This is a genomic window from bacterium, from assembly GCA_020440705.1.
In the GTDB taxonomy this organism is placed as follows: Bacteria; Krumholzibacteriota; Krumholzibacteriia; order LZORAL124-64-63; family LZORAL124-64-63; genus JAGRNP01.
Genome location: JAGRNP010000010.1, coordinates 38442 through 58829 on the forward strand (window position 1 = coordinate 38442; position 20388 = coordinate 58829).

Consider the following 20388-nt stretch of genomic DNA (forward strand, 5'->3'; position numbering starts at 1 on the left):
GCAGGTGCCATACTGAATACCTATTCATTTATTAACCCAACAATCACATAGGACGATTGGCAGGATTCCCGGTCATCTCGTCAGGCCTAGCTGTATACAGTATTTTGGGGGCGCTGACAAATTGTCGATCCGCGTAACTCACACAAAAACATCTACTTGTGCTGATATCGGTCAATTTGTATCCCAGATCGTCCCGGTGGCACATCGGGTGCAATGAGGGGGACCGAGACGGACAACACGATGCGACATCTGAAAGCGGGCCGGACCTCTCTCCAGGGGCGACCGGGGCCAACAACATGGTGGGGCTTGGTTCTCGTCCACGCCCCTGGTGGTCCGGCCCGCACAGCATTGCCCGAAAGGAGGACTACGAATGTTGATCTGGACCAGGAATGCCGGTGAGGTGCTGCGCGAGGCAAGCGCCAAGGCCGACGCCCTGAACCACAAGGAAGTGCACCCGCTGCATCTGCTGTGGGTCCTGGCAGGGCGCACGGGCATGGAAGTCCTCCGTCAGGGAGGCAAGGACCACGACGCCGCGAAGCTGCGCTTCAGCGTCGAGCGTGACCTGAACAAGTTGCCGCACCACACCACGGGCGACGCCGTCGCCTGGGGCGAGTGCGCCACGCCCGGGTTCCGCATGCAGCGGCTGCTGCTCCGGGCGGCCGAGATCTCGTCCCGGAAGGCCGATGGCGACGAGGGTCGCGTCGGCACCGAGGAACTCCTGCGCGCCCTGCTGCAGGATGACCCGCGCACGGCGGTGCTCCTGCGGGCCCGCGAGGAACTGATGCAGGCGACCGCCTGAAGAGAAGGCCCGGAGGGCCCCTGAACGAGACCGCTATGCTGCCGGATTCCGGCGTGAAGGCCGCCACCGACGATCAGCCCCGGCCTGGCGACCTTCCCCGGATCCGGCAGCATTCTTTCCTTCCTTCGCCGACCTGTGCGGCCCGGCTTCGTCCGGGCCCTTGCCTTCCTGAAACCCAACCACCAGAATGGACCCTGCCGGATCGCGGCCATGGCGGCGGCGCCGGGGGGAGGATGAGTTGCGTTGTGCCAGAGCCATCGCGTTGCTGGTCGTGCTGCTGGCGTGGTTCGGCGGGGCGGTCGTGCGGGCCGATGAACCGACCGCCGTCGCGGTGGACGAGGCGGCCACGCCGAGCTGGGAGCATGTCCGGGTCGTCGACGTGGGCGGGTGGGAGTACCGCGACGTCACCATCCGGTGGGTCGAAGGCGGCGGGCAGGTCGAGCTCATGCGTGCGGACGGGGCCGTGCAGACGTTCGCGCCCGACCGCATCGCCCGCGTCTACGCCGCCGACGGCCGTGAGATCACCGCGGAGGTCGCCGCCGGTCGGCGGGACCACCCCGTGCCCGCGGCGCCGTCGCCCCGTGACCCGGTCATCGCCGAGGTGGGGGAAGCCGCGCCGGACATCCCGCCGCCGCGCGCGGGCCTCGCGTCCCCGCCGCTCTTCCGTTATGCCGTCGACGCTGCGCTGGGGTACGCCACCCACACCGGCGGCTGGTTCCAGGGCCTCGACGACGGCATGAACCTCCAGCTCGGCCTGCGGGTCAACGTCGGCCCGCAGAACTACGTGCGCTTCCTCTTCCGGCGGCAGGACTTCGGCAGCTACGAAGTCGAATACGACTTCGATCTGCCGCCGGCCACCATCGAGGTGGCCCTGAACGAGTACCTGGTCATGTTCGGCCGCCACGGGCGCGTGGTCGACAACGTGGAGTTCCGCAGCGTCGGGTACTTCGAGATCGGGCTGACCGCAATGGAGCACCGGTTCCGGGAGACCGTTTTCGACTACCGCGAGTCAGAGACCAAGATCGGCCTCGCCGGCAACGGCGGCTTCATGCTCCTGCTCGACGAGAACCTGGCCTTCGATCTTTCCGGATCCCTCACCCTGAAGCCGGGCTTCACCGACGGCACTCCCTTCGGCCTGCTCATGGGCGGGCACCTCGGGCTGGTGGCGTTCTTCTAGCCGCCGCCCGCCGACGCGAGGCGGGGCAGCCGCCGCGGACCCGGTCCGCGGCGGCTTTGCCCGTTCGGCCCGGGGCATCAGGTTCCGGTGCCCCGCTTGCGGCGCTCCGCCGCGGCCGCCGGTACGGTCGGGGCCACGAGCGTCCGTCGCAGGTCGAGCAGGTCGGCCACGACCGCGCACGTGGTCGGCCAGCGGCCCGCCCCGAGGCCGTCGAGGCGGTGGGTCGTGCCGTCGGCCGTCTCGACGAGAAGCCGGTTGCCCTCTTCCCGGCAGCCGGCCAGGGGGTGGGCCGGCGGCAGCGACCTCACCCCCACTCGCGCCGTGACGCCGCCCCGATGCCGCCGGGCCTCGGCCACGAGCTTCAACTCGCCGCCGGACTCGCGAGCGCGGGCGAGCCGCGTCTGCGACACCCGGTCGAGCCCCTCGCAGACGATCTCGTCGGGTGTGACCGGCACGCCGAAGGCCGCCGTCGCCAGCAGCGCCAGCTTGTACACGGCATCGAGACCGCTCACGTCCAGATAGGGGTCGGCCTCGGCCAGGCCGCGCTCGCGGGCCTCGCGGATCGCGTCGCCATAGCGGGCCCCGGCCTGCATCCGGTCGAGCACGAAGTTGCAGGTGCCGTTGAGAACGCCGCTCACCGCCAGCACCGGCAGCTCGTCGGCCAGTCGCGCCACGAGCTCCAGGGCGGGCAAGCCGCCGCCGACGCTGGCCGAACCCCGCAGCAGGCGGCCGTCCCCGGCAGCCGCCTCGCGCAGGAGGTCGGGATCGAGGGCGAGCAGTTGCTTGTTCGCCGTCACGACCGGGATGCCACGTAGGCGGGCGGCGGCCACGAGAGCGGCGGCCGTGTCGGTGCCGCCGATGAGTTCGACGAGCAGGTCGGGGCGGGGGTTCAGCAGGTCGCGCCAGCGCTCGGTGAGCAGGTGGCGCGGCACGTCGACGGCCCGGCGCGTCTTCGCGTCGCTCACCAGGATGCCGGTGAGTTCGAAGTCCTCCTCGAGACGCTGCAGCCAGCGGCACACGCCGAGTCCCACGCTGCCCAGTCCGGCGAGGGCCACCTTGAGGCGGCGGGGCCGCGGCGGGACGCGTTCGAAGCCGGTCGGGAGGCGCCCGGCGACGGTGCCCCGCGGGCTACCGCAGCGGGTGATCGTGAACTCGAGTCCGTGGCGCGCCGCGAACTCGACGGCCTTGGGCTGCACGAGCGGACCGCCCACGCGCAGGCACTCCTCGTAGGGGGCCGTGGCGTAGCGGGTCGTGCGGTCGAGGCGGCCGTGGTCGTCGACCCGCAGCAGTCCCTCGACGTCCTTGAGCAGGCGGCATGCGACGGCGCCGGCCTCGCGTGCGAGGAAGAGCGCAGTGAGGTCGGAGCCGCCCCGGCCGAGCAGGGTGGTGCGGCCGGAGGCGTCGAGTCCGCAGAACCCGGGCACGACGACCACGGGATGGTCGTCCAGGAAGCGCCGCAGGGCGGCGCGGTCGACGGCAACGGGCTCGGCGTCGAGGACCGGCCCGTCCGTGCGCAGGGACAGGCGCCGGTGATCGAGGATCTCGGCGTCGAGTCCGACCTCGGCCAGCGCGAGGCCGAGGTGGGCGGCCGCGCGGGCTTCGCCCGTCTCCAGGAGCCGGGCCAGGGCGTGGGGATCCGGCCGGTCGCATTGGCGGCGCGCGTCCTGGAGGAGCGTGTCGGTGGTGACGCCGAAGGCCGACACGACGGCCACGACGCGACGGCCGCGCCGCACCTCGCGGTAGATCTCCGCGACGGCCGCGGGCAGGGAGAGCTCGTCGCGCAGCACCGAGCTGCCGAACTTCAGGACGACGACGGGAGCTTGGCGGCTAGGCATGACGGGCCTCCTTGCGGCAGGGAGTGGTCGGGTTCGTCGCGAGGGCGCCGAGCGCCCGGTCGAGATCGGCGATGATGGCGTCGGGATCCTCGAGCCCGACCGAGAGGCGGATGAGCCCGTCGGTCACGCCGAGGGCGGCGCGGATCTCGGCGGGCACGCAGCGGTGGGTCATGGTGGCCGGGTGGGTCGCGAGCGACTCGACGGCGCCGAGGTTCTCGGCCGGCGTCACCAGGCGCAGCCGCCGCAGCACGGCGGCCGCGGCCGCCTCGCCGCCGGCGACCTCGAAGCTGACCAGACCGCCGCCGCCGCGCTGCTGGCGGGTCGCCAGGTCGCGCTGGGGAAAATCGGGCAGACCGGGGTACAGGACGCGCTCGACGCGGGGGTCGTCGCGCAGCACCGTAGCGATCCGGAGGGCCGATTCCCCCTGGCGCGCCAGGCGCAGCGGCAGGGTCTTGAGTCCCTGCAGGGTGAGCCACGCGTTGTGCGGGGTCTGGATCGTGCCGAGGGCCGTGCGCAGCAACCGCAGGCGCTCGCGCAGCTCCGGGTCGTGGGTGCAGACCGCGCCGCCGACCGTGGCGTTGTGGCCGTCGACGTACTTGGTGGTCGAGCACAGGGTGAGGTCGGCGCCGAGGTCGAGGGGCTGCTGCAGCACCGGGGTCAGGAAGGTGTTGTCGACCACGACCAGGGCGCCGCGGGCGTGGGCCACCGCGGTGCAGGCCGCGATGTCGGTCAGCTTCAGAGTCGGGTTGGCGGGGCTCTCCAGGATCACCAGCCGGGCCGGCGCCCTCAACGCCGCGGCCAGGTTCTCCGGGTCGGTGGTGTCGACGAACTCGCTCGCGACGCCGAGGCCGGCCAGCACCTCGCGCAGGAGGCGGAAGGTGCCGCCGTACACGACGTCCGAGCAGACGACGCGGTCGCCGGTCCGCAGCAGGCCCAGGCACAGCGTGGCCGTGGCGGCCAGGCCGGTGCCGAAGGCCAGGGCGGGGCCGGCCCCCTCGAGGGCGCCGAGACGGGCCTCGAGCACGTCGACGGTCGGGTTGCCGACGCGGCTGTAGGAGTAGGTCTGGTCCTCGCCGACGGCGGCGTGGCGGAAGGTGGTGGTCTGGTAGATCGGGGGCAGCAGGGCTCCCCAGGCGGGGTCGTCCCCGCGAGGGGCGGAGCCACCGCGGATGCAGGCGGTGGCGTGATCGATCGGTCGCGACATGATGCGAACTCCTCTGTGGAGGGGACGCCGTCCGGATCGTCCGGGCGACAAAAAAACCGCCGGGGCGCGGGGCCGGGCGGTTGTCCTCCATCAGGATGTTCGCGGGATCTAGCGGTCTCTCTTCCTCGCGAACGGACAACGGCCCGGCCCGGGCATGGCCATGGCCATGCTCATGGGCATTCTCCGCATCATCGTGCGGGTGCCGTCGCCGTGCGGGTGCGCGTTCACGTCGGAAAGACTCCTGGTCTGCGGATCGGCCGGGGACACCACGTCCCCGCTTCCGTAGGGTCGGCAAGATAGAGGGCCACTTGAACGCGCGTCAAGGCCGGGCGCAGAGAAAACCGCATCGGTCTTTAATTGTTATTTTCTTGACATATTCTGACAAAAGAAAAACATTTCATATTGAAAACGGGTGTTCTTTGTGGCGCCCGGACACAACGCGTAGTCAGACAGAGAGTTGGAGGACTTGCCGGCGCCGGCCGGGTCGCTCCAGGCGGCCCGCGGCACGGCCGGTCCTGCACCGGGGTCCGGAGGATGCCCATGGTCCAGTTCTATCTCGAGGACGAACGCATTCCGGCGTTCGTCTCCCATCTCATGGGGCAGCGCCCGGTGGTGGCGCCCCAGAAGCGCGGGGCGCGCTCGGTCGCCTTCGCGCCGGTGACCGATCCGGACCGGGTGGTGCTCGACTACGCCCGCACGACCCAGTCGATCCGGAAGTTCTTCCTGCCCCCGCGGGAGGAGCTGCTCACCTTCGATCTGGCGGAGAACTCCTACGAACTGACGCCGGTGGCGCCGTGCGACACCATCTTCCTCGGTGTGCACAGCTACGACGTCGCCGCCGTGGGACGCCTCGACTACAACTTCTCGGTGGGCAGCCCGGAGCGGAACTACCTGACGCGCCGGCGCGGGGCGGTCTTCATCGGCGTGAGCTTCGAGCCCGATCGCCACCACTTCTCCGGATCGGTCGGCATCCGGCCCCAGGACGGCACGGGCTGCGACATCTTCCTCGACCGCCTGTTCGACGGCTACGTGCTCGAGGTCCTGACCGAGACGGGCGAGGCGCTCGTCGCGGGCTTTCCGCTGCTGCCCCACGAGGCGGGCCATGCGCGTCCGGCGCCGTTCCACCAGCACATCTTCGTGCCCCAGTCGCGCCTGTCCGAGGTGATGGAAGCGAGCTACGACAACCCGGTGTGGGGCGAGTCGGCCGACCGCTGCGTCGGGTGCGGTTCCTGCAACCTCGTCTGCCCCACCTGCTACTGCTTCAACGTCGAGGAGGCCGTCGACCTGACCGTCACGCACGGGCACCGGGAACGGCACTGGGACGGCTGCATGCTGCGGCGCTTCACCGAGGTGGCCGGGGGCGAGGTGTTCCGGGAGTCCCTCGCGTCGCGCCAGCGGCACCGCGTCTTCCGCAAGTTCAAGTACATCAGCGACACCACCGGGCAGCCGTGGTGCGTCGGCTGCGGCCGGTGCACGGCGGCGTGTCCGGCCGGGATCAGCATCGTGGCCATGGTCAACCGCCTGATCAGCGACCACGAGCAGAACGTCACCGTGGCGCCGGTCTGAGGGAGGATGCGTCCATGAACCTGAACGAGTTGCTGCCCGCCGTCGAACCGGAGGAGCTCTACGCGCCGGTGATGGCCGAGATCACCGGCATCCGGCGGCTGACGGCCCACGAGGTCTTCTACCGCCTCGAGCTGCCGGGGGGCGCGGACCTGGGCCACCAGCCCGGCCAGTTCGTCGAGGTGTCGATCTTCGGCGTGGGCGAGGCGCCGTTCTCGGTCTCGTCGGCGCCCACCCTGAAGGGCGCCTTCGAACTGGGCGTGCGCAAGGCCGGCATGCTCACCGACGTCATGACCCGGCTGCAGCCCGGGGCGAAGGTGGGCATCCGCGGTCCGTTCGGCCGCGGCGTCGACCTCGAACGCTTCCTCGGCCGGGACGTGCTCGTCGTGGCCGGGGGCATCGGCCTGGTGCCCATGCGCTCGCTCATCAACACGGTGCGCGATCGCCGGGACGAGTTCGGGCGGCTGATCATCTGCTACGGCAGCCGCACGGACGCCGACCTGCTCTTCCGCGACGAGATCGCCGCCTGGGAGGCCGATCCGGACATCGAGTTCCACGTGACGGTCGACCGGGGCGGCGAGGCCTGGCGGGGCCGCACCGGCGTGATCACCACCCTGATTCCCGGTCTCGAGCTCGACCTGGCCCGCACCGTGTGCTGCGTGTGCGGCCCGCCCGTCATGTACCGCTTCGTGCTGCTCGCCCTGCGCTCGAAGGGGCTGAAGGACGACCAGATCTGGATGTCCCTCGAGCGGCGCATGAAGTGCGGCGTGGGCAAGTGCGGCCACTGCCAGATCAACGCCTCGTACGTGTGCCAGGACGGCCCCGTGTACCCGTACACCGAGCTGGCGAACCTGCAGGAGGCCCTGTGATGAGCGACACCGGAGCCGCGCGGGCGAAGCCGCGCGTGGGCATCTTCGACTTCACCGGCTGCGAGGGGTGCGAGCTCAACCAGCTCAACTTCGAGGACCAGCTTCTGGACATCCTGGCCCACGTGGACATCGTCGAGTGGCGCGAGGCCATGGACGGGCGGGCGCCCGAGTACGACATCGCCTTCGTCGAGGGCTCGCTCTCGACGCCGGACTGCATCCGGCGCATCAACGACATCCGGCGGCGCACGAAGGTGCTCGTGGCGCTCGGGGCCTGCGCGGTGCAGGGCGGCATCAACGGGCTGAAGAACACGCGCCCGGCCGACGAGGTGCGGGGCGAGGTGTACGGCGACGACCGCTACCTCTTTCCCAGCCTGCCCGCCCTCGCCGTCGAGGACGTGGTGAAGGTCGACTACCGGGTGCGGGGCTGCCCCATGACGCAGCTCGAGTTCCTGAAGGTCTTCACCTCGCTGGTGATGGGCAAGATCCCGGTCGAGCCCGACCACGCCGTGTGCGTGGAGTGCAAGCTGAAGGAGAACGAGTGCGTGTACGAGCGCGGGATGATCTGTCTCGGGCCCGTCACGCGCGCCGGCTGCGACGCCCATTGCCCGTCGGTGGGCCAGTACTGCACGGGCTGCCGGGGTCTCGTCCCGGACCCGAACCTGGCCGGGATGCGGGAGATCCTCGTGGCCCACGGCCTGAGCACCGACGAGGCCTGGAAGCGTCTGCAGCTGTACAACGCCAACGAGATGCAGGGGGTGAAGTGATGGGCACGCGCACGGGCACGGGACGCGACCTGGAGATCAGGGTGCGCCACCTGACGCGGGTCGAGGGGCACGGCGACATCGTGGTGGACATGAAGGAGGGGCGGCTGGAGAGGGCCCGCCTCGAGATCGTCGAGGCGCCGCGCTACTTCGAGGCCATGCTCAAGGGGCGCAGCTTCCATGAGGCCGCCATCATCACCTCGCGCATCTGCGGCATCTGCTCGCTGGGCCACCAGATCACCTCGCTGAAGGCGACGGAGGCGGCGCTGGGCCTGGAGGTGAGCGAGCAGACGGTGCTGCTGCGCAAGCTGTGCATCCACGGGGCGACGCTGCAGTCGAACATCCTGCACGCCTACTTCCTGGCGGCCCCGGACCTGCTCGGCGTCGGTTCGGTGTTCCCGCTGGTGGCGTCGCATCCGGACGTCGTCAGGCGGGCCCTGCGCATGAAGCGGCTGGCCAACGACATCGGCGACGTGGTGTCGGGGCGGGCGGTGCATCCGGTCACGCCGATCCCGGGGGGCTTCACGCGGGTGCCCGGGGCCGGGGAGCTGCGCGAACTGCGCCGTCGCCTGGCCGAGGAGATGATGCCCGACCTGCTGGCGACCATCGAGACGCTGAAGGCGCTGGCCGGGGCGATCCCGGACTTCACGCGCGACACCGAGTACATCTCGCTGCGCTGCGACGACGAATACGCCCTGTACGACGGCGACATCTGCTCGACGGACACGGGCCGCGTGCCGGACGCCGAATACCGGCGCATGACCAACGAGTTCGTGGTGCCGCACAGCACGAGCAAGCACTGCCGGGCGAACCGCTCGAGCTACATGGTGGGCGCCCTCGCGCGGTGGAACAACAACCACGACAAGCTCGGCGAGCTGGCGCACACGGCGGCGCGGGCGCTGGGGCTCGCGCCGGACTGCCGCAACCCGTTCCTGAACACCATCGCCCAGGTGGTCGAGGCGGCCGAGTGCGCGGAGGAGAGCCTGCGCATCATCGACCGGCTGCTGGCCGCCGGGCTGAAGGACGAGCCGGCGGACCAGGAGCCGAAGCGCTTCGGCACCGGCGTCGGCGCGACCGAGGTGCCGCGGGGGATCCTCTATCACGAGTACACCTACGACACCCGCGGGCGCATCGCGGCGGCGAACTGCATCATCCCGACGGGGCAGAACCTGGCCAACATCGACGCGGACATGGTGGCGCTCGTGCCGCAGATGATCGGGCGCGGGCAGGACGGCGTCACGCTCGCCCTCGAGATGCTCGTGCGCGCCTACGACCCGTGCATCAGCTGCTCGGTGCACCTGCTGGACGTGAGCTTCACATGAGGATCTTCGCGGTGGGCAACAGCTTCTACGGCGACGACGGGATCGGGGCGGCCGTCCTGGAGGCGATCCGGGAGGGTGATTCCTTCCCCGGCGCCCGTCTGGTCGACCTGCAGACGGACGCCCTGGCCCTCGTCGACGCCCTGGCGCCCGGCGAGACGAACGTCGTGATCGACGCGGCGGACATGGGTCTCGATCCCGGCGAGGCCATGGGGTTCCGGCCGTCGGAGGTCGAGCTGCGGATCCGCGGCGATCATCTCTCCCTGCACGGCTTCGGCCTGGCCGACGCGTTCGGACTGGCCGCCCAGCTGGGGCGGTTGCCGCGGCGGGTGCTGGTGGTGGGGGTGCAGCCGGAGCGGGTCGCGATCAACGAGGACCTGAGCGACACGGTGGCCGCGGCGGTGCCGGCGGTCATCGACATCATCCGCGCGGAGGTGGCGGCGCATGAAGGCGAAGACCATCCTGGTCATTGACGACGACATCGATCTGGTGGAGATCATCCGCATGACGCTCGAGCGCGAGGGGTTCGCGGTGGTCGACGCCCAGACCGGCGAGCGCGGCCTGGCCCTGGCCCGCGCGACGCCGCCGGACCTCATCCTGCTGGACGTGATGATGGGGCAGGTGGACGAGGGCTTCCATACGGCCTACGCCCTGCGCCAGGATCCGCGCACGGCGGAGGTTCCCCTGCTGATGCTGACGGCGGTGACCGACCGCACCGGTTTCGAGTTCGATCCGGACCGCGACGCGGATTTCCTGCCCGTGGACGAGTTCGTGCAGAAGCCGATCAGCCCGCGGGTGCTGGTCGATCTGGTGCGGCGGCACCTGCCCACGACGATCTGAGGAGGGCCATGGACGAGTCGCGCGGCGGCCGGGCCGTCGCCTCCGCTTCCGTCGATCCGGCGCCGGCGAAGACCCACTTCGTCTCGGCGGCGTCGTTGCGCGAACGGCTGGACTGGCTGAACCGGCTGCGCTGGGGTGCGGCGGGGGGTGTGGCCGCGGGGGCGCTGGTGGCGGGGCCGTGGCTGGGGCTCGCGCTGCCGCTGCGGGGGCTCTTCGGCGCGGCGGCGCTGCTCGCGGTGCTGAACGGGGTGTACGTGCTGCGCAACCGGCGCCGGCCGGCCGGGGACATCGCGAGCGAGCTGCGCTTCGTCAAGGTGCAGATGGTGGTCGACCTGCTGATCCTCACCGCGCTGCTGAACTTCACGGGCGGGCTCGAGAACCCCTTCTTCTTCCTCTACACGATCCACGTCATCCTGGCGAGCCTGCTCTTCCGCGGCCGGGACATCTTCCGCATCGCGGGCCTGGCCATCGTGCTCTTCTCGGGCATGGTCGTGGGCGAGTATCTCGGAGTTCTGCCCCACCGCCACGTGGCGGGCGCCGGCGAGCTGGGGCACGGCCTGCCCTTCGTGGTGGCGGGCCTGGGCGCCTTCTGGCTCGTGATGCTCACCTGCGCCTATCTCGGGGCTTCGATCATGGCCCACAACCGGGCCATCAAGGACGATCTGGTGCGGCGGCAGGAGGAGCTCGAGGTCGCGGCGCGCGAGAAGCTCGACTTCTTCCGCTTCGTGACCCACGAGGTGAAGAGCCCGGTGGGCACGGCCCAGAGCGCGGTGCAGGCGGTGCTGGAGGCCGAAGGCGCCCATTTGGCGGACCCGGCGCGCGGTCTGCTCGAACGGGCCCTGGCCCGGCTCGACCAGGCGACGCGGATCGTGCAGGGGCTGGCCGACCTGACGCGCGGCGGGGGCCTGGCGCCGGCCGCCGACACGGTGGTCGACCTGAACGCCGCGGGTGCGGCGGTGTGCGCGCGGCTGCGCGACGACGCCGGTCCCGATCGGGAGCTCGTGTGGCGTCCGGCCCCGGGGGCGGCCGCGGTGCGGGGCGATCCCGACATGATCGACAAGGTGCTGGCGAACCTGGTGGGCAACGCCCTGCGCTACGGCGGATCGGGACCGGTCACCGTGGCGGTCGTGGACGGGCCCGCCGAGGTGGCGGTGTCGGTGGCCGATCGCGGGCCGGGCATCGCGCCGGCGGAGCAGGAGCGCATCTTCGACGAGTTCTACCGCACCGCCTCGGCTCGGGAGACGTCGCGGCTGGGCACGGGGCTGGGCCTGGCCATCGTGCGGCGCTTCATGGCGCGCATGGGCGGGCGGGTGACGGTGGAGAGCCAGTTGGGGGTCGGCTCGGTGTTCCGGGCGGCGTGGCCCCGCGCGGGAGGAGGGGCATCGTGAGCGAGCGCATCCCGTGCGGCGGGCTGGTGGAGAAGGGCGACCACGCCCTGGTCGAGGTGCTGGGCTTCGTGCCCAAGCCCGGGCGCCCCTGCGGCATCCTCGAGCTGTTCGGGCGGGCGGGGATCGCGCTGTCGTACCTGAGCGTGGGGCGCGACGCCGGCGGGCTGACCGGCATGTCGTTCTGCGTGCGCACCGACGAGCTGGCCCGGCACCGCCTGATCCTGGACGAGGTGCGCCGGCGCTACGACCCGCGCACGGTGACGGCGACGGCGCCGGTCGTCATCCTCACCCTCTACGGGCCGCACTTCCTCGAGCGGACCTCCCTCGCGTGCCAGGTCTTCGGCGCCCTCTGCAGCGGCGGCCTCGAGCCCCACACGGTCGCCTCGTCGGTGAACAGCATCTCCGCCGTGGTCGACACCCACGTGCGCGACGCGGCCGTGGCCTGCCTGCGCGAGACGTTCACCTGGCCGGAGTAGGGTCCCGCCGGGACCCCGGAAGCGCCAGCCACGGCGTCTTTCGGGGCCGATTTGATCTCTCCCCCCGATATCCTGTATAATCGTGGAGCGCCGGCGGACGGGGGACCTGCCGGGAATCGTCCCGGGGCATTCGCTTTCAACCAGAGGAACCCGTCATGCGGTCTCGTCCGTTGCGTCCGTTCGCCTGCTTCCTGTTTCTGACCTGCCTCTTCATCGGCTCCGCCCAGGCATGGGGTGCCGCGCCGTCGGCCGTGAACGACGACCCGGACGTCCGCCGCCAGGAGCTCCTGGAGCACCGCCGCGACGAAGCCGCGTCCAAGGAGCGCTGGGCGCGCGGCCTGCTGGCGGCCAAGGCGGCCCAGACCGCCAACCAGGGCCTGTACGACGTGACCCACTACGGCCTCGACCTGACGGTGAACTCGTCGACCCACAACCTGCTGGGCGCGGTCACGACCACGGCCACGGTGACGGGCGCCTCGCTGGCGACCCTCGACCTCGACCTCAAGGCCAACATGACCGTCACCGCCGCCACCGCGGGAGGCGCCGCCGCGGGCTGGAGCCGCAGCGGCGACGTGCTGACCGTCAGCCTCGATCGCACCTACACCACGGACGAGACGGTGGTCGTGACGGTGAGCTACAGCGGGAATCCGGCCGGGGAGTACTTCGGCTGGAGCACTGCCTTCGGCCGCAACATGACCTGGACCCTGAGCGAGCCCTACGGGGCGCGCGCCTGGTGGCCGTGCAAGGACCTGAACACCGACAAGCCCGACTCGGCCGACATCGTCGTCACGGTACTCGACAACGAGACCGCGGCGAGCAACGGCCTGCTGGTGTCCGAGACCACCGACGGCACCTGGCGCACCTTCCACTGGAAGACGAACTACCCCATCGCCACGTACCTCGTCTCGCTGGCCATCTACCCCTATCAGCGCTACTCGGACTGGTACGCGCCCCTGGGCGGCGGCGACCCCATGGAGGTGCAGTTCTACGTCTATCCCGAGCACTACGCCTCGGTGCAGCCCCTGTACGCCCTGACGGTGCCCATGATCGGTACCTTCGCCCAGGCCTACGGCGAGTACCCGTTCGTGGACGAGAAGTACGGCCACGCCGAGTTCGTCTGGGGCGGCGGCATGGAGCACCAGACGCTGACCAGCCTGGGCGGCGCCAGCGAGGATCTCATCAGCCACGAGCTGGGCCACCAGTGGTGGGGCGACATGGTCACCTGCGCCGACTTCGGCCACATCTGGCTGAACGAGGGCTTCGCCACCTGGAGCGAGGCCTACTGGGCCGAGCAGCAGTACGGCTTCGCCACCTACCAGGACTACATGGCCATCGCGGGCTACTACGGCGCGGGCACGATCTTCGTCGAGGACCCCCTCACCGAGAGCATCTTCGACTCGAACCTGAGCTACAACAAGGGCAGCTGGGTCGTGCACATGCTGCGCGGGGTGCTGGGCGATGCCGACTTCTTCGCCGGTCTGGCCCTCTACCGGGCGAACCACCTCTACGGCTCGGCCACGACCGAGGACCTGCAGGCCGCCATGGAGGCGGTCAGCGGGCGCGACCTGGCGGCGTTCTTCCAGCAGTGGATCTACGGCGAGTACTACCCGGTGTACGAGGCGGGCTGGGCCGCGGGCCCCGGCGCGGGCGAGGTGACCGTCACCCTGGACCAGGTGCAGACCCAGGGCGGGCTGTTCACCATGCCGGTGCCGCTGCGCATCACCACCGACCAGGGCGTGTACGACGTCACCGTGGAGAACGACCAGCTCAGCCAGCAGTTCGTGGTGGACGCGCCGGGCACGGTCGAGTCGGTGGCCGTGGATCCGGACCGCTGGATCCTGCGCAAACTCGTGCTCACGGTGCCGAACGCGTCGCTGGACCAGGGCGTCCTGCTGGTCAACGGCGTCGACTGGGCCACCTACGGCACCGAGATCACCACCGCCTACGAGAACAAGGCGTTCTGGGGCGATACGCCCATCACCTTCTGGGACTGCTTCGGCGATCCGGGCGGCTACCCCTCGACCCTGCCCGCGCCCCTCGGCCACGGCCCGGTGCCGCCCGACGTGATCGGCGACTACTCGACGGTGATCTGGGTGGGGAACAACTACAACGGCGACCTGGCGCGCTGGGACGAGACGCCCATCAAGTCGTACCTCGAGGCGGGCGGGAACGTGCTGCTGCTGACGCGGTGGAGCCAGGCCTTCCTCACCGGCGGGCTCGACGCCTATCTCGGCGTGGACTTCGCCGAGGTGAACGTCACCATCGGGTCGGTCACCGCGCTCGTTCCCGAGCTGACGAGCATCGCGATCACGGGCACGCAGAGCTTCGTCGACCTTTTCCTGGCTTCGGTGGGCCCCAACACCACCGCGCTCTACAAGGACGCGCTCAACTACCCGGCGCGGATCAGCGGCGCCCTGGCCGTGCCGCCCGGCGGCGGCACCTTCCGCGCCGACGGCGGGCGCTTCGCCCTGGTCGGCGGGCGGCCCTACCGCCTGAACGCGGCGGGCCTGAGCGCCAACGTCGAGACGATCCTGTCCGACTTCCTGCTCGAGCCCTACTCGCCGGTCTCGGCGGTGCCGGGCGACGGGGAGCTCCCGGCGCGTGTCGGCCTGGGCCGGCCGTTCCCCAACCCGTTCAACCCGCGGGTGGCGATCCCGCTCGAGCTCGACCGGGCCGGGGCCGTGACCCTCGACGTGTACGACGCCCGCGGCAGCCGCGTGCGGCGGCTGCTGGCCGGCCGGGTGGATGCCGGGGCGCGGACGGTGGTGTGGGACGGCACGGACGACCGGGGCCGGGCGGTGGCTTCGGGCACCTACTTCGCGCGCCTGCGGACCGGCGACGGGCCGGTGCGGACGCGGGCGATGGCGCTGGTCAGGTAGGGCTAGCGGGCGTAGCGCGCCTCGAAGAGGAGTTCGGTGCCGTCGGCGCCGGTCACGATGAGGGTCGTGCCGTCGAGCTCGGCGAGGATGTCGCCGTCGAGGGCGCCGAGCATGCGCTGCTCGCTGCCGAGGTCGGCGCAGGCCATGCGGGTGGAGACGAGGGGACCCAGGGAGATCCTGCCGTCCTCGTCCTGCCAGCTGCCGGTGAAGGTGTTGCAGCCGGCGAAGCCGGTGACGCGGTGGTCGGGGCGCAGGATCAGGTGGGCCTCGCGGGCGTCGGCCGCGGTGGTGATCTCGGCCTCGTCGATGCGGACCAGCTTCCAGTAGGTGTCGACGAGGGTGGCCTGTCCCGACGCGGGCGAGGCGTCCTGCGGACCGCGGTAGGCGGCGCAGCCGGCCAGGGCGCCCGACAGCGCCACGGCCAGCAGCGCCGCGCCCGGGACGAACCTACTCACCCTTCGCGTCCGCGATGATCTGCTCCAGGTCTTCCCGCGTGACACCCATCATCAGTTCGCCGTCCGGGTAGCGCAGCGCCATGGGGCCGCGCTCGCAGCCGCCGAGGCAGCCGCTCTGGAAGACGCGGATCTGCATGTCCAGACCCTGACCGCGCACCATCTCCTTCAGTTCGTCGCGCAGCGCGGCGCTGCCGCGGGCGCCGCAGCAGGGCTTCGGGTGCCCCTCGGGGCGCACGTGGGTGCAGACGAAGATCGCGTTGGGGAAGGGGGCGGGGAACTTCAGCATCGCGGGCACTCCGGGAAAACGGTGATGGGTGGACGTCCTCGCGCCACAATATACCGCGGGGCCCCCGGCCCGCATCCCCGAAATCCGGATCAGTCGATCTCCTCGAACACGCCCGCGTCGCGGTTCTTGCGCACGTTGTCCCAGGTGAAGCAGCGCCCGTTCATGGCCACGTACACCCCCGGCGACAGGGACTGGGCGAAGGCCAGCGAGCTGCCCAGGTTGAACAGGCCGTCGCTCGAGCCGAAGGCGTAGGGGATCATGGCGCCGGTCAGGACGATGGTCTTGCCCTGCAGCTCCGGGTCGCCGAGGTGCTCGCCCAGCAGCCGCGCCGTCTGCTCCATGGTGTCGGTGCCGTGGGTGATGACGATGCGCCGGTTGTCGCACTTGCGGCACTGGCTGAGAATGACCTCGCGGTCCTCGTCGTCCATGTCCAGGGAGTCGATGAGCATCAGGGTGCGCACCTCGACGTCGAGCTGGGAGCGGCCGAGCTTGAGGATGTCGCGCAGGTGGGTGTCCTTGAAGTACAGCGTGCCGTTGCGCTCGTCGTACTCCTTGTCGAAGGTGCCGCCGGTGACGAAGAGACGGATCGTGTCGTTCATGGTCGCCCCTCGGGGAATCAGTCGTCTTCGAGGCAGCCGCCCAGCCGGATGACCAGGCGCTCGCCGTCGAGGGCGTCGTGCTCGTACACCCACAGGCAGTAGTCGAAGCCGTCGTTGCGCCGCCAGGCCGAGGTGACGCGCCCGCCGGCGCGGGGGCCGACGGCCTCCTTGTCGATGGCGGCGGTGATCGTCAGGTGGCGGAAGGCGGTGGGCAGGTCGGCGGCGTCCTGGCGGTTCAGGATGTGCAGCAGGTAGGAAACCATGCCGGCACTGTTGATCTGGCCGTCCTGGTTGATCAGCACCGTCAGCACCTCGGGGGTGTCCGACGGGATGTCGGCCCGCAGGCGGTCGCCGATGGCCAGGCTGCGCGGGGGCTCGCCCTCGAGCTGGCGCAGGATCTCGCCGTAGGGCTTGCCCACGGGCTGGTTCAGGTCGCCGAAGACCGTCTCGAGGTGGGGCAGGATCTCGAAATTGGCCAGCAGGCCGCGGGCGCCCGCGGTCGAATCGCCCGTCGTGCAGATCATCCGGTAGTCGCGGGCCAGTTCGGGGAGGAAATCGCCGCATTCGGGCAGACCCCGGGGGCGCCCGGTGACCGTGTCGAACGGGATCAGGGTTCCCGCCATGTCCCACATGATGAATCTGCTGATCTCCGCCGACATTCCTCGGGTTCCCGTCGGTTGGCACGCCACTGGCTGGGATGGACCCGCGCGGCGGCGCCCGTCCCGGTTGCACGATTCCCCAATCACGTGTTTGGTGTTAGAATCGGCGTATGGGGGGATATGATACCCTTTCAGCCGCCAATCTCCAAATTGCAAACCCCGGAGGGTCCGATGATGCGATTGCAAGGGACGAGCCGCAGGCGTGGGGGCGCGCTCGTGGCCATGATGGCGCTGACCGCGCTGTGGGTCGGCGCGGCGGGGACCGCGGGGGCCGAGGATCTCGAGGAGCTCCTCACCCAGGTCGGCGAGGACTACGCCGTAGCCTACTCTTCGCCGTTCCTGTTCAGCTACGGCCCCAACGTGAACAGCAACCTCTTTTCCACGGCCCACGTGCCCTGGACGGGTCTGACCTTCGGCCTCGGCGTCAAGTTCATGGGCACCCAGGTGAACGACGACGACCGCACCTTCGGCAAGGTGATCCGGAACGTCGACCTGAGCGACTACGACCCCAGCCTGCCGGACGGCACCACCGGTGACGTCTACATGTCCGGCCCGACGATCTTCGGCGACACCGAGACCAACGGCCGCGTGCAGGGCTTCGTGAACGGCATCGAGGTGTTCAGTGCCGAAACCATTCCCGGCCTGGTCGACACGAAGTGGTCGCCCATGGTCGCGCCCGAGGCCTACATCGGCGGCCTGGCGGGCCTGAAACTCACGGTGCGGTGGCTCCCCGAGATGGATACCGGCGACTACGGCAAGACCAAGTACTTCGGCTATGGCCTGAGCTGGAACGCCAACGGCCTGCTGAAGACCCTGCCCGTCGACGTCATGGTCGGATTCTTCAACCAGGACATCGACGTCGGCACCATCTACCAGTCGAACGCCTCGTCGATCTTCGCCGCCGCGAGCAAGAGCTTCACGCGGCTGACGGTCTACGGCGGTTTCGCGCTGGAGGACTCGGAGATGGATGTCTCCTACGAGTTCGAGCATCCGACCGACCCGGCCCTGAACAGCCAGGTCGACTTCACCATCGACGGGCGGCAGGACACGCGGTTTACCCTCGGGGCGACCCTCGACATCCTCGCCAAGCTCAACATCGAGGCCGGCTTCGGCAACGAGATGACCACCTGGTCGGCCGGCCTGATGTTCGGGCTGTAGACGGCACGGGAAAAGGAGCAACGACATGAAGAACATCGAGAGCATCCTGCGGCGGGGGACGGTGCTGCTGCCCCTGCTGCTGGCGGGCCTGCTGGTCGGCGGCTGCAGCAACGACCCGGTGGCCCCCCAGGACGAGGCCCCGGCCCTGAGCGGCGAGGACGTCGCGCACCAGGCCGCCTACGTGGCCATGGCGGCCGCCGTGGTCTCGCCCCAGACGGTCGAGTTCGGCGCCAAGGCCGACAAGGACGCCTTCACCCACACCTTCACCGGCGACGTGGCCGGCATGGTGAACCTGGTCTTCACGGCGGGCGGCCAGCCGTCCGGCACGGCCACGGCCGACCATGTCGACCTGTTCACCGACGAGGGCGCGCCCCTGGTCATCACCATCGGGCTGCAGGGCTTCTCGGGCACCGTGCTGCTGGGCTTCGATCTGGACGCGGCCATCAACCGGAACGATGACCCCGACACGGCGGTCATCACCGGAGCGGGCACCTTCGCCTCCGGGCCCTACGCGGCGAGCTTCACCTTCGACTCGCTGGCGGTGGTTTCGGGCGGGGCGTATCCCGGCAGCGGGACCATGACCTTCACCGGCAGCGGGTACACCGCCACCGTGACCTACGGCGGCGGCGGCACGGCCCTGCTCGAGATGAGCAGCCGGGCCTGGGAGATCGACCTGGACACCGGGGACATCACCGAGCTCGACACGATGCTGCTGCCCGAGTAGCGGCGGCGGGCCGGCCCGGACCGGGGCCGCATAGAACGAGGCGGAGCTCCTTGCGGGGCTCCGCCTTTTTTCTCCGCTGCGGCCAGGCCGCTCCGAAGTGGATCCGTCCCTTTTTCTGGACCGGGCCCGATCATGCGATCGTGAGTCGCGGTCCAGTCCGGAGCCCGCTCCCGACACGACTTTGCGCTGCCTATGTTTCAGGGCAGGCGGGGTCGGTCCGTTCGTCGGGACGAGCCTGGTGGCCTCCGCTTCCGCTCATTCGGGTCCCACGGGACCCGGTTTCATAATGGTGGGCCCCGCGACCCCGATCAAGCGGATTCTCGCGGCCGGACGGTCGGCGCCGTGCCGTCGCGCAGCAGCAGGGCGGTGAAGATGAGGGCGGAGGCCAGGACGAAGCGCCCGGTCAGGTCCTCGCCGCGGAACACGACCCCGAGGGTGGCCGCGATGAGCGGCTGCAGGAAGATGAAGATGGCGACGCGGGTGGCGGCGACGCGCTTGACGGCCCACAGGTTCAGGAAGTACGTGGCCACCGTGGCGCCGAGCACGACGTAGGCCATGATCAGCAGGTGGCCGGCGTCGAGCCGGGACAGATCGGTGGCGAGCAGGGCGCGGCCGCCATAGAGGAACATGCCCACGGCGCCCGCGCCGAAGACCACCATCGTGGCGGCCAGCGGATCGTTGCGGGCCATGATGCGCCGCGTGAGCACGACGTAGAGGGCGAAGCTCGCGGCGTTGGCCAGGGTCAGGAGGTCGCCGGCGAGGTGGCGCGCGTCCCACGCGAAGCGGTCGGCTTCGAGGAGCACGAGCACCCCCGCGATGCCGGCCACGAAGCCGGCGGCCTTGCGCCGCGTGAGGGGTTCCTGGCGGCCCAGCACCGAGAAGAGCAGCACGAAGGTCGGGATCTGGCTGCAGATCAGGGCCGAGCGGCCCACCGTCGTGCGGGCCAGGCCTTCGAGGAAGAGGCCCTGGTTCAGCACGATGCCGAAAATGGAGGCCACCGCGAGCAGGCCCATGTCGCGCCGCGCGGGCAGGGGGCGGCGGGCGGCGAAGACGATCAGGGCCACGACGACGAAGGCGGCCAGGGTGCGCAGCGACGCCCACGCCGGTGCGCCGATCTCGGTGACGAGGATCTTCGAGGCCAGGTAGTTGATGCCGAAGAGGACCTGGATCGACACGAGGGCTGCGCGCACCCGGGCCCTGCTCGCGGGGGCGGGCGACGGGGCGGCGGTGGGACGGGTCATGGCGTTCGCCCTCGGCTGGGGAAGAAAAGCGGCGGGGCCGGATCGCTCCGGCCCCGCAGTCTAGTCGCCCGGCGCTCCCGGCGCCACCCGCGTCAGAAGTCCTCGTCGTCGAGGGGGATGACCTCTTCGGGCGTCCGGGTCCGGGCCGGCGCGGCG

General features: G+C 70.5%; 20 protein-coding genes. 13 read left to right on the plus strand and 7 right to left on the minus strand.

The window, feature by feature from the left end; all coding sequences use genetic code 11:
* Positions 1-370 precede the first annotated feature (370 nt).
* Entirely contained in the window at positions 371-799 is a 429-nt protein-coding gene (locus KDM41_03120; GenBank protein MCB1182398.1) for a hypothetical protein, read from the plus strand.
* 238 nt (positions 800-1037) lie between these two features.
* Complete coding sequence (locus KDM41_03125) at positions 1038-1976, plus strand: hypothetical protein (GenBank protein MCB1182399.1); 939 nt, start codon at positions 1038-1040, stop codon at positions 1974-1976.
* A 77-nt stretch (positions 1977-2053) separates the two neighbouring features.
* Here KDM41_03125 and KDM41_03130 read toward each other — a convergent pair whose 3' ends face one another.
* Positions 2054-3811 carry a homoserine dehydrogenase gene (locus KDM41_03130; protein ID MCB1182400.1) on the minus strand — a complete coding sequence of 586 codons (1758 nt, stop codon included), beginning with the start codon at positions 3809-3811 and terminating at the stop codon, positions 2054-2056.
* A complete protein-coding gene (locus KDM41_03135; protein ID MCB1182401.1) occupies positions 3804-5015 on the minus strand; it encodes an aminotransferase class I/II-fold pyridoxal phosphate-dependent enzyme in 1212 nt (403 codons plus the stop codon). The genes KDM41_03130 and KDM41_03135 overlap by 8 nt, the downstream gene beginning before the upstream one ends.
* 540 nt (positions 5016-5555) lie before the next feature.
* On the opposite strand from KDM41_03135, the gene KDM41_03140 reads away from it, so the two are divergent.
* The 9 genes from KDM41_03140 (at position 5556) to KDM41_03180 (ending at position 15110) form a co-directional block, all read left to right on the plus strand.
* On the plus strand, positions 5556-6581 hold the full coding sequence (locus KDM41_03140) for a 4Fe-4S dicluster domain-containing protein (protein ID MCB1182402.1): 1026 nt from the start codon (positions 5556-5558) through the stop codon (positions 6579-6581).
* Positions 6582-6595: 14 nt separating this feature from the next.
* Positions 6596-7447: an FAD/NAD(P)-binding protein gene (locus tag KDM41_03145; protein MCB1182403.1), complete on the plus strand. Its 852-nt coding sequence runs from the start codon at positions 6596-6598 to the stop codon at positions 7445-7447.
* On the plus strand, positions 7447-8211 hold the full coding sequence (locus tag KDM41_03150) for an NADH:ubiquinone oxidoreductase (GenBank protein MCB1182404.1): 765 nt from the start codon (positions 7447-7449) through the stop codon (positions 8209-8211). Before KDM41_03145 ends, KDM41_03150 begins: the two co-directional genes overlap by 1 nt.
* The gene (locus KDM41_03155) at positions 8211-9530 is read left to right on the plus strand and encodes a Ni/Fe hydrogenase subunit alpha (GenBank protein MCB1182405.1); all 1320 of its coding nucleotides are present in this window, start codon (positions 8211-8213) and stop codon (positions 9528-9530) included. The genes KDM41_03150 and KDM41_03155 overlap by 1 nt, the downstream gene beginning before the upstream one ends.
* Positions 9527-10000, plus strand: a complete 474-nt coding sequence (locus KDM41_03160; GenBank protein ID MCB1182406.1) for a hydrogenase maturation protease — start codon at positions 9527-9529, stop codon at positions 9998-10000. The genes KDM41_03155 and KDM41_03160 overlap by 4 nt, the downstream gene beginning before the upstream one ends.
* Positions 9972-10367 (plus strand): response regulator, encoded by a 396-nt coding sequence (locus tag KDM41_03165; GenBank protein MCB1182407.1) that lies wholly within the window; start codon positions 9972-9974, stop codon positions 10365-10367. The genes KDM41_03160 and KDM41_03165 overlap by 29 nt, the downstream gene beginning before the upstream one ends.
* Positions 10368-10375: 8 nt before the next feature.
* The gene (locus KDM41_03170) at positions 10376-11755 is read left to right on the plus strand and encodes a HAMP domain-containing histidine kinase (protein MCB1182408.1); all 1380 of its coding nucleotides are present in this window, start codon (positions 10376-10378) and stop codon (positions 11753-11755) included.
* The gene (locus KDM41_03175) at positions 11752-12231 is read left to right on the plus strand and encodes a hypothetical protein (GenBank protein ID MCB1182409.1); all 480 of its coding nucleotides are present in this window, start codon (positions 11752-11754) and stop codon (positions 12229-12231) included. The genes KDM41_03170 and KDM41_03175 overlap by 4 nt, the downstream gene beginning before the upstream one ends.
* Before the next feature lie 155 nt (positions 12232-12386).
* The gene (locus tag KDM41_03180; GenBank protein ID MCB1182410.1) at positions 12387-15110 is read left to right on the plus strand and encodes a hypothetical protein; all 2724 of its coding nucleotides are present in this window, start codon (positions 12387-12389) and stop codon (positions 15108-15110) included.
* 2 nt (positions 15111-15112) lie between these two features.
* Here the strand turns inward: KDM41_03180 and KDM41_03185 are convergent, their stop codons facing one another.
* The 4 genes from KDM41_03185 to KDM41_03200 form a co-directional block, all read right to left on the minus strand.
* On the minus strand, positions 15113-15565 hold the full coding sequence (locus tag KDM41_03185; protein MCB1182411.1) for an META domain-containing protein: 453 nt from the start codon (positions 15563-15565) through the stop codon (positions 15113-15115).
* Positions 15558-15851, minus strand: a complete 294-nt coding sequence (locus KDM41_03190) for a (2Fe-2S) ferredoxin domain-containing protein (protein ID MCB1182412.1) — start codon at positions 15849-15851, stop codon at positions 15558-15560. Before KDM41_03190 ends, KDM41_03185 begins: the two co-directional genes overlap by 8 nt.
* Positions 15852-15940: 89 nt before the next feature.
* Positions 15941-16450 (minus strand): asparaginase, encoded by a 510-nt coding sequence (locus KDM41_03195; GenBank protein MCB1182413.1) that lies wholly within the window; start codon positions 16448-16450, stop codon positions 15941-15943.
* Between the two features lie 17 nt (positions 16451-16467).
* Positions 16468-17109 (minus strand): HAD family hydrolase, encoded by a 642-nt coding sequence (locus KDM41_03200; protein ID MCB1182414.1) that lies wholly within the window; start codon positions 17107-17109, stop codon positions 16468-16470.
* 171 nt (positions 17110-17280) lie between these two features.
* Here KDM41_03200 and KDM41_03205 point away from each other — a divergent pair, with 171 nt between their 5' ends.
* Together KDM41_03205 and KDM41_03210 are read left to right on the plus strand one after the other, a co-directional pair.
* On the plus strand, positions 17281-18267 hold the full coding sequence (locus tag KDM41_03205; GenBank protein MCB1182415.1) for a hypothetical protein: 987 nt from the start codon (positions 17281-17283) through the stop codon (positions 18265-18267).
* Positions 18268-18292: 25 nt separating this feature from the next.
* Complete coding sequence (locus KDM41_03210) at positions 18293-18991, plus strand: hypothetical protein (protein MCB1182416.1); 699 nt, start codon at positions 18293-18295, stop codon at positions 18989-18991.
* Between the two features lie 308 nt (positions 18992-19299).
* Here the strand turns inward: KDM41_03210 and KDM41_03215 are convergent, their stop codons facing one another.
* The gene (locus tag KDM41_03215) at positions 19300-20232 is read right to left on the minus strand and encodes a DMT family transporter (GenBank protein ID MCB1182417.1); all 933 of its coding nucleotides are present in this window, start codon (positions 20230-20232) and stop codon (positions 19300-19302) included.
* Between the last annotated feature and the right edge of the window lie 156 nt (positions 20233-20388).

What these genes read in the sequence shown, in the direction of transcription:
- KDM41_03195 (MCB1182413.1), bottom strand. Translation starts at nt 16,450, where the DNA reads ATGAACGACACGATCCGTCTCTTCGTCACCGGCGGCACCTTCGACAAG.
- KDM41_03165 (MCB1182407.1), top strand. Translation starts at nt 9,972, where the DNA reads ATGAAGGCGAAGACCATCCTGGTCATTGACGACGACATCGATCTGGTG.
- KDM41_03150 (MCB1182404.1), top strand. Translation starts at nt 7,447, where the DNA reads ATGAGCGACACCGGAGCCGCGCGGGCGAAGCCGCGCGTGGGCATCTTC.
- KDM41_03130 (MCB1182400.1), bottom strand. Translation starts at nt 3,811, where the DNA reads ATGCCTAGCCGCCAAGCTCCCGTCGTCGTCCTGAAGTTCGGCAGCTCG.
- KDM41_03140 (MCB1182402.1), top strand. Translation starts at nt 5,556, where the DNA reads ATGGTCCAGTTCTATCTCGAGGACGAACGCATTCCGGCGTTCGTCTCC.
- KDM41_03145 (MCB1182403.1), top strand. Translation starts at nt 6,596, where the DNA reads ATGAACCTGAACGAGTTGCTGCCCGCCGTCGAACCGGAGGAGCTCTAC.
- KDM41_03210 (MCB1182416.1), top strand. Translation starts at nt 18,293, where the DNA reads ATGAAGAACATCGAGAGCATCCTGCGGCGGGGGACGGTGCTGCTGCCC.
- KDM41_03170 (MCB1182408.1), top strand. Translation starts at nt 10,376, where the DNA reads ATGGACGAGTCGCGCGGCGGCCGGGCCGTCGCCTCCGCTTCCGTCGAT.
- KDM41_03120 (MCB1182398.1), top strand. Translation starts at nt 371, where the DNA reads ATGTTGATCTGGACCAGGAATGCCGGTGAGGTGCTGCGCGAGGCAAGC.
- KDM41_03200 (MCB1182414.1), bottom strand. Translation starts at nt 17,109, where the DNA reads ATGTCGGCGGAGATCAGCAGATTCATCATGTGGGACATGGCGGGAACC.
- KDM41_03160 (MCB1182406.1), top strand. Translation starts at nt 9,527, where the DNA reads ATGAGGATCTTCGCGGTGGGCAACAGCTTCTACGGCGACGACGGGATC.
- KDM41_03190 (MCB1182412.1), bottom strand. Translation starts at nt 15,851, where the DNA reads ATGCTGAAGTTCCCCGCCCCCTTCCCCAACGCGATCTTCGTCTGCACC.
- KDM41_03215 (MCB1182417.1), bottom strand. Translation starts at nt 20,232, where the DNA reads ATGACCCGTCCCACCGCCGCCCCGTCGCCCGCCCCCGCGAGCAGGGCC.
- KDM41_03180 (MCB1182410.1), top strand. Translation starts at nt 12,387, where the DNA reads ATGCGGTCTCGTCCGTTGCGTCCGTTCGCCTGCTTCCTGTTTCTGACC.
- KDM41_03155 (MCB1182405.1), top strand. Translation starts at nt 8,211, where the DNA reads ATGGGCACGCGCACGGGCACGGGACGCGACCTGGAGATCAGGGTGCGC.
- KDM41_03205 (MCB1182415.1), top strand. Translation starts at nt 17,281, where the DNA reads ATGATGCGATTGCAAGGGACGAGCCGCAGGCGTGGGGGCGCGCTCGTG.
- KDM41_03135 (MCB1182401.1), bottom strand. Translation starts at nt 5,015, where the DNA reads ATGTCGCGACCGATCGATCACGCCACCGCCTGCATCCGCGGTGGCTCC.